At 73.6% G+C, this 6903-nt stretch carries 7 protein-coding genes; 2 read left to right on the top strand and 5 right to left on the bottom strand.

Annotation, left to right across the window (positions count from 1 at the left end):
- Nucleotides 1-260: 260 nt before the first annotated feature.
- Both AB0E88_RS06350 and AB0E88_RS06345 read right to left on the bottom strand, forming a co-directional pair.
- A complete protein-coding gene (locus tag AB0E88_RS06350; protein ID WP_361624703.1) occupies nt 261-923 on the bottom strand; it encodes a response regulator transcription factor in 663 nt (220 codons plus the stop codon).
- Nucleotides 924-1319: 396 nt separating this feature from the next.
- Nucleotides 1320-1991, bottom strand: coding sequence for a DUF3000 domain-containing protein (locus AB0E88_RS06345; protein WP_361624700.1), 672 nt, complete (start codon nt 1989-1991; stop codon nt 1320-1322).
- A 118-nt stretch (nt 1992-2109) separates the two neighbouring features.
- On the opposite strand from AB0E88_RS06345, the gene hemE reads away from it, so the two are divergent.
- Entirely contained in the window at nt 2110-3177 is a 1068-nt protein-coding gene (gene hemE / locus AB0E88_RS06340; RefSeq protein WP_361624697.1) for a uroporphyrinogen decarboxylase, read from the top strand.
- A gap of 7 nt (nt 3178-3184) precedes the next feature.
- On the opposite strand, the gene AB0E88_RS06335 is transcribed toward hemE, so the two are convergent.
- On the bottom strand, nt 3185-4009 hold the full coding sequence (locus AB0E88_RS06335) for a rhomboid family intramembrane serine protease (protein WP_361624694.1): 825 nt from the start codon (nt 4007-4009) through the stop codon (nt 3185-3187).
- A 125-nt stretch (nt 4010-4134) separates the two neighbouring features.
- Here AB0E88_RS06335 and AB0E88_RS06330 point away from each other — a divergent pair, with 125 nt between their 5' ends.
- Nucleotides 4135-4401 (top strand): hypothetical protein, encoded by a 267-nt coding sequence (locus AB0E88_RS06330; protein ID WP_361624691.1) that lies wholly within the window; start codon nt 4135-4137, stop codon nt 4399-4401.
- A 144-nt stretch (nt 4402-4545) separates the two neighbouring features.
- Here AB0E88_RS06330 and AB0E88_RS06325 read toward each other — a convergent pair whose 3' ends face one another.
- Both AB0E88_RS06325 and AB0E88_RS06320 read right to left on the bottom strand, forming a co-directional pair.
- Nucleotides 4546-5946 carry an FAD-dependent oxidoreductase gene (locus tag AB0E88_RS06325; protein ID WP_361624688.1) on the bottom strand — a complete coding sequence of 467 codons (1401 nt, stop codon included), beginning with the start codon at nt 5944-5946 and terminating at the stop codon, nt 4546-4548.
- 27 nt (nt 5947-5973) lie between these two features.
- Complete coding sequence (locus AB0E88_RS06320) at nt 5974-6903, bottom strand: DUF4349 domain-containing protein (RefSeq protein WP_361624685.1); 930 nt, start codon at nt 6901-6903, stop codon at nt 5974-5976.

The raw sequence follows: 6903 nt of genomic DNA, 5'->3' as shown, positions 1-6903 counted from the left end.
TGGAGCGGCGTGCGCAAGGCGCGCGCCCAGCTCCCCCCCCCCCGCCCCCCGGGGGGTCGTAAACCGGTCAGCGGGCTGTCATGCCGGGTTCACGATCCGCTGGGGGCGTGGTCCGGGAGCGGGGGGCGGTCCCGTTCACGCCGGTGAATGATCGGTGGGGGGAGGGGGACGTGATCAGTGCGGCGGAAGCGGTGCACGATCGGTCGGGGTCGGTCGGTCGGATGATGCCGGATTCGGTCAGGGGATGACGCCGGGACCGGTCAGTGGATGATGCCGGTGCGCAGGGCCACGGCGACCATTCCGGCGCGGTCGCCCGTGCCCAGCTTGCGGGCGATGCGGGCGAGGTGGCTCTTGACGGTCAGCGCGGACAGGCCCATGGAGACGCCGATGGCCTTGTTCGACTGGCCCTCCGCCACCAGCCGCAGGACCTCCACCTCGCGACCGGACAGCTCGCGGTAGCCGCCCGGGTGGCTCGGGGCACCCGGGGGGCGGCGGTGGAGGCGGGCGGCGGCCGCGCCGATGGGAGCGGCACCGGGGCGGGTGGGGAGCCCGACGGCGGTACGGGTGCCGGTGACGACGTAGCCCTTGACTCCGCCCGCGAGGGCGTTGCGCACGGCGCCGATGTCGTCCGCGGCGGACAGGGCGAGCCCGTTGGGCCAGCCCGCGGCGCGGGTCTCGGACAGCAGGGTGAGGCCGGAGCCGTCCGGCAGGTGGACGTCGGCGACGCAGATGTCTCTGGGGTTGCCGACTCGGGGGCGGGCCTCGGCGATGGACGAGGCCTCGATGACGTCGCGGACGCCGAGCGCCCACAGGTGGCGGGTGACGGTGGAGCGGACGCGGGGGTCGGCGACGACGACCATGGCGGTGGGCTTGTTCGGGCGGTAGGCGACCAGGCTTGAGGGCTGCTCGAGGAGAACGGACACCAGGCCTCCTGAGGGGCGGGACGGCTTTCAAGGTCACAGTCGTCTTCGGCAGCGAAGCCCGGGCCCTTTAGAGAAAGATCACGATTTAGTGAGTAACAATCTGTGCAATTCGGACATGCGGTCGATCGTTCGGTGCACGAATCAGTTCGTTCGAGTGGTTCTCGTGACTGAAAGTGGCCGTATCGACAAAGTGACGGTCAAGCGGCGGCCGCAAACCCGTTCCGTGGGTGAAGCGAGGAGTGCCGGGACACCGGCCGGGGGCCGGCAGCGCCGGGACGGCGCCCGCCCCAAGCCACTCGTCCCCGGCCGGTGATCCGGCCGGGGACGAGTGGCTTGGAGGCGGGGACGAGTGGCTTCGAGGCAGGGGCGAGTGGCTTCAGTGCGGCTCCGTGCCGCTCAGCGTGACTGCGGCCCCCGCCGTTGCGGCAGCGTGACCACCGACGCGTCACCGGGGCCGGCCGGCGGCAGTCCTCCGACCTGGGCCAGCAGATCGCACCAGGCGCCCAGATGCGCCGCCGTGTCCGGTACTCCGCCGAGCCCCTCGCGGGGCGTCCAGGACGCGCGGATCTCGATCTGGGAGGCGGGCGGACGGCTCGACAGCCCCCCGAAGTAGTGGGAGCCCGCCCGGGTGACGGTGCCGCTCGGCTCGCCGAACGCCAGCCCCCGTGCCGTCAGCGCCCCGGTCAGCCACGACCAGCACACCTCGGGCAGCAGCGGGTCGGCGGCCATCTCCGGCTCCAGCTCCGCCCGCACCAGCGTCACCAGCCGGAACGTGCCGCGCCAGGCGTCGTGCCCCGCCGGATCGTGCAGCAGCACCAGCCGCCCGTCGGCCAGATCCTGCTCGCCGTCGACCACCGCGGCCTCCAGCGCGTACGCGAACGGCGCGAGCCGCTGCGGGGCCGGTGTCGGCTCGATCTCCACCTGGGGGCGCAGCCGCGCGGTGCGCAGCGCGTCGACGGCGGCCCGGAAGGGCAGCGGAACCGCTGTGCCCCCCCGTGCCTCCCCCGTGTCCCTCGCGTCGTCCATTCCGTCAGCGCCGTCCGACAGTCGTCCCTGAGCCGCAGCCATGCGGGGAAGAGTAAGGGGAAGCGGGCCCTCGCGCAGGGCAAGACACCCCTCGTCGGCCGACCCGGTTGCCGGGCGGGTGCGGGCGGCGGCCCCGGTGCGCCATGCGAGACTTGCCGTCGTGAGTGCCAACGGAAGCCCCTCGGGCAAGCAGCCGACAGCGACGTACGACAGCGCCTTCCTGAAGGCGTGCAGGCGCGAGCCCGTGCCGCACACGCCGGTGTGGTTCATGCGGCAGGCCGGGCGCTCCCTGCCGGAGTACCGCAAGGTGCGCGAGGGCGTCGGCATGCTCGACTCCTGCATGCGGCCCGACCTGGTCACCGAGATCACGCTGCAGCCGGTGCGGCGGCACGGCGTGGACGCGGCGATCTACTTCAGCGACATCGTCGTGCCCCTGAAGGCCATCGGCGTCGACCTCGACATCAAGCCCGGCGTCGGCCCGGTGGTGCAGCACCCGATCCGCACCCGCGCCGACCTCGCGCAGCTCCGCGACCTCACCCCCGAGGACGTCCCCTACGTCACCGAGGCCATCGGGCTGCTCACCGCCGAGCTCGGCGCCACCCCGCTGATCGGTTTCGCGGGCGCCCCGTTCACCCTCGCGAGCTACCTCGTCGAGGGCGGCCCGTCGCGCACGTACGAGAACGCCAAGGCGATGATGTACGGCGACCCCGAGCTGTGGGCCGACCTGCTGGACCGGCTCGCGGACATCACCTCCGCCTTCCTGAAGGTGCAGATCGAGGCGGGCGCCTCCGCCGTGCAGCTCTTCGACTCCTGGGCCGGCGCCCTCGCCCCCGTCGACTACCGCCGCTCGGTGCTGCCCGCCTCCGCCAAGGTCTTCCGGGCCGTCGAGGACTACGGCGTGCCGCGCATCCACTTCGGCGTCGGCACCGGTGAGCTGCTCGGCCTGATGGGCGAGGCCGGCGCGGACGTCGTCGGCGTCGACTGGCGCGTCCCGCTCGACGAGGCCGCGCGCCGCGTCGGCCCCGGCAAGGCGCTCCAGGGCAACCTCGACCCGACGGTCCTGTTCGCCTCGCAGGCCGCCGTCGAGGCCAAGACCCGCGAGGTGCTGGACTCGGCCGCCTCCCTGGAGGGCCACGTGTTCAACCTCGGTCACGGTGTCATGCCGTCCACCGACCCCGACGCCCTCACCCGGCTCGTGGAGTACGTCCACACGCGGACCGCCCGCTGACGGGCGCTCACCACGACTGACGGGGCCGCGCGTTCCTGCCGAACAGCAGGCCGCGCGGCTCCGGCGGCGGTGGGGTGCCCGGGCGCAGCGGCAGGGCGATGAGCATGCCCGCCAGGAAGCCGACGACGTGCGCCGCGTACGCCACGGTGCCGGCCGCCGAGACGCCCTCGCCGGCGGAGTACACCGCCTGGAGCACGAACCAGAAGCCCAGCACCAGCCAGGCGGGCAGCCGCAGAGGCAGGAAGATCAGGAAGGGCACGAGGACCCACACCCGGGCCTTCGGGTACAGCACCAGGTACGCCCCGAGGACCCCGGCGATCGCTCCGGACGCGCCGATCAGCGGCTCCCCGGAGCCGGAGTTGAGCAGCGCGAAGCCGTATCCGGCGGCGTAGCCGCAGACGACGTAGAAGAGCGCGAAGCGCACGTGCCCCATGCGGTCCTCGACGTTGTTGCCGAAGATCAGCAGGAACAGCATGTTGCCCAGCAGATGCAGCCAGCTGCCGTGCAGGAACATCGCCGTGAACACGCTCAGCACCGGCGACTTGTCGTAGTGCGCGGGAGCGATCACACAGCCCGGGCCGTGCGGGCCGATGCCGACGTCCCCGGTGGGCACCAGTTGCGGCATCTGGTGGTGGATCAGCTCGCGCGGCACGGCCGCCCAGTGATCCAGGAACGCGTGCAGATGGCACAGCTGCGCCTGGCTGCTCTCGCCCGCCACGGACCCGGCGAGGCCGGGCGTGAACAGGAACACGAGCACGTTGGCGGCGATCAGCGCGTACGTCACCCAGGGGGTGCGGCGCACGGGGTTCACGTCATGGACGGGGATGACCACGTGACACTACTGCCCGCACAGCGGCGGGCGAATCGGTGAACGTGCGCGCTCGTTCCCGCGTATGTCTGCTCAACCGCCCGCGGTGCGGGGAAGGCACGCCGCGGGGCCGACGAGGGGACACACAGATGAACGACCGAGTCACTCCCGCGATGCACGCGCTGCCCGACGGCGAGGCGGAACTGGCCGTGGTGCTCCGGCTGGCCTGGGAGGACGTCGCCCGGCTGGGTCAGGAGGCGGGGCGGCTGGCCGCCCAGGCGCAGCGGCCGGTGACGCTGGACGAGGCGGTGAGCCACCGGCTGCGGTCCCGGCCCGTCGCCGCGCACGCCAAGCCGGCCGGTGAACAGCCGGCCGCGGCGGTGTCGGCGCTGCCCAGGATCAGCACGACGGCCTGAGGAACGCCGCGTGTGCGGGCCGGGCGGCACGTCCTTGAAGGAGCGCGCCTCCGGGCGCGAGACCGTCACCAGGGCGGCGGTGACGCCGGGCGCCGGCCCGGCTCACACGGCGCGGCCGCACGAGGAACAGGGTCCCGCGGCCCCTCAGGCCGGCCGGCCCACCGCCCGTGCCGCCTTGCGCGCCGCCACCAGCACCGGGTCCCACACGGGGGAGAACGGCGGCGCGTACCCGAGGTCCAGCGCCGTCATCTGCTCCACCGTCAGACCGGCCGTGAGGGCCACCGCCGCGATGTCCACCCGTTTGGCGGCGCCCTCGCGGCCGACGATCTGCACCCCGAGGAGACGGCCCGTGCGGCGCTCGGCGAGCATCTTCACCGTCATGGGGGAGGCGCCGGGGTAGTAGCCCGCACGGCTCGTCGACTCGATCGTCACCGTCTCGAACTGCAGGCCGGCCCTGCGGGCGTCCTTCTCCCGCAGCCCGGTCCGCGCGATCTCCAGGTCGCACACCTTGCTGACCGCCGTGCCGACCACACCGGGGAAGGTGGCGTAGCCGCCGCCCACGTTGGTGCCGATGACCTGTCCGTGCTTGTTGGCGTGGGTGCCGAGCGCGATGTGCCGCTCCTGCCCGGAGACCAGATCGAGCACCTCGACGCAGTCACCGCCGGCCCAGATGTCCTCGTGCCCGCGCACCCGCATCGACAGGTCCGTCAGCAGCCCCCCGTGCCGGCCCAGCGGCAGGCCCGCCGCGCGCGCCAGCGTCGTCTCGGGGCGCACGCCGATGCCGAGCACCACCACGTCCGCCGGGAACTCCCCGCTCCCGGTCGCCACCGCGCGCACCCGGCCGTCGTCCCCGGTGAGCACCTTGGTGACCTCGGTGTCGTCGACCATGGTGATGCCGAGGCCGGTCATCGCCTCGTGCACCAGGCGGCCCATGTCGGCGTCCAGCGTCGACATCGGTTCGCTGCCCCGGTTGACGACGGTCACCTCGTACCCGCGTTTGATCAGCGCCTCGGCCATCTCCACGCCGATGTACCCGGCGCCGACGACCACCGCGCGCCGCCCACGCGTGCGTGCCAGCGTGTCGAGCAGCGCCTGCCCGTCGTCGAGGGTCTGCACGCCGTGCACCCCCGGCGCGTCCACACCCGGCATCCGAGGACGGATCGGCCGCGCCCCCGTCGCGATCACGAGCTTGTCGTACGACGTCCACGACTCGGCCCCCGAGTCCACGTCACGCGCGCGTACCCGCCGCTCGGCCACGTCGATCCGCACGACCTCGGTCCGCATGCGCAGATCGATGCCGCGCGCCCGGTGCTCCTCGGGGCTGCGGGCGATCAGCTCGTCCCGCTCGGCGACGTCACCGCCGACCCAGTACGGGATGCCGCACGCCGAATAGGAAGTGAAGTGGCCGCGTTCGAACGCCACGATCTCCAGCTCGTCCGGCCCCTTGAGCCGACGGGCCTGCGACGCCGCGGACATCCCCGCGGCGTCGCCGCCGATCACCACCAGTCGTTCTCGCGCACCCCGTGCCGCACCCGTCATGGTCATGCGAACACGCTAGACGCACACGCCATTTCAGTCCCGCCCGCGGTCCCTCAGCCGAGGCCGCGCCAGCCGCAGCCACGCCGTCAGGAGCAGCGCCGCCACCGCGAGGAAGGGCAGCGCCGCGCCCAGCGCCACGGCGATCCAGCGCAGCATCGTCACCAACGCGCCCCAGCCGCCGGCCAGCGCGTCCACGAACCCCGGGGGATCCTCGTCCTCGTGCGCGCTCGGCACCGGCTTCTCGTGCAGCGACAGGGTGATCGTCGCCAGGCTCGTGCGGTCCTTCAGCGACGCCTGCCGGGCCAGCAGCGCCTCCAGATCGGCCTGCCGGCGGCTCAGCTCGCCCTCCAGCTCCACCACGTCGCTGAGTCTCGCCGCCCGGTCCATCAGCTCCCGCACCCGTGCCACGCTGGCCCGCTGCGAGCGGATCCGGCTCTCCACGTCGACGACCTGGTCCGTGACGTCCTGCGCCTTGGACTCGCGTTCCATCAGGCGGCCCGCGCCCTGGAGCGCGGCGAGCACCGTGTCGTACTTCCCGACAGGCACGCGCAGCACCACGCGCGTCTGCTCGCCCCCGTCCTCGTCGCGGGTGGTCGTCTCGTCACCGACGTAACCGCCGGCGTCCTGCGCGGCGGACCGGGCCCCGTCGAGGGCCTTGGACACATCCTTGACCTGCACGGTCAGCGTGGCCGTGCGGATGATCCGGTCCGCGGCGGGCTGCGGCGGCGCGGTGGCCCTGCCGGTACCGGCACCGGCCCCTTGGGCGGCCCCCGCGGCGCTGTCCGCCGCCCGAGCGGAACCGGCGGCGGCGTCCTCCGGCCCGGCGGCGGGACCGGCTGCGGAGTCGCTCTTCGCGTCGCCCGCGTCGCCGGCGGCGCCGCACCCGGTCAGGGCGAGCGCGGCGGCCAGCAGCAGGCCGGCCAGGACGGGCACGGGCCGTCGTACGGAATGTCGTGAACGCAT

This window comes from Streptomyces sp. NPDC028635 (assembly GCF_040637635.1).
Lineage (GTDB): Bacteria > Actinomycetota > Actinomycetes > Streptomycetales > Streptomycetaceae > Streptomyces.
Note: the sequence above shows the minus strand (reverse complement) of the source record. Positions and strands in the feature narration are given on the sequence as shown.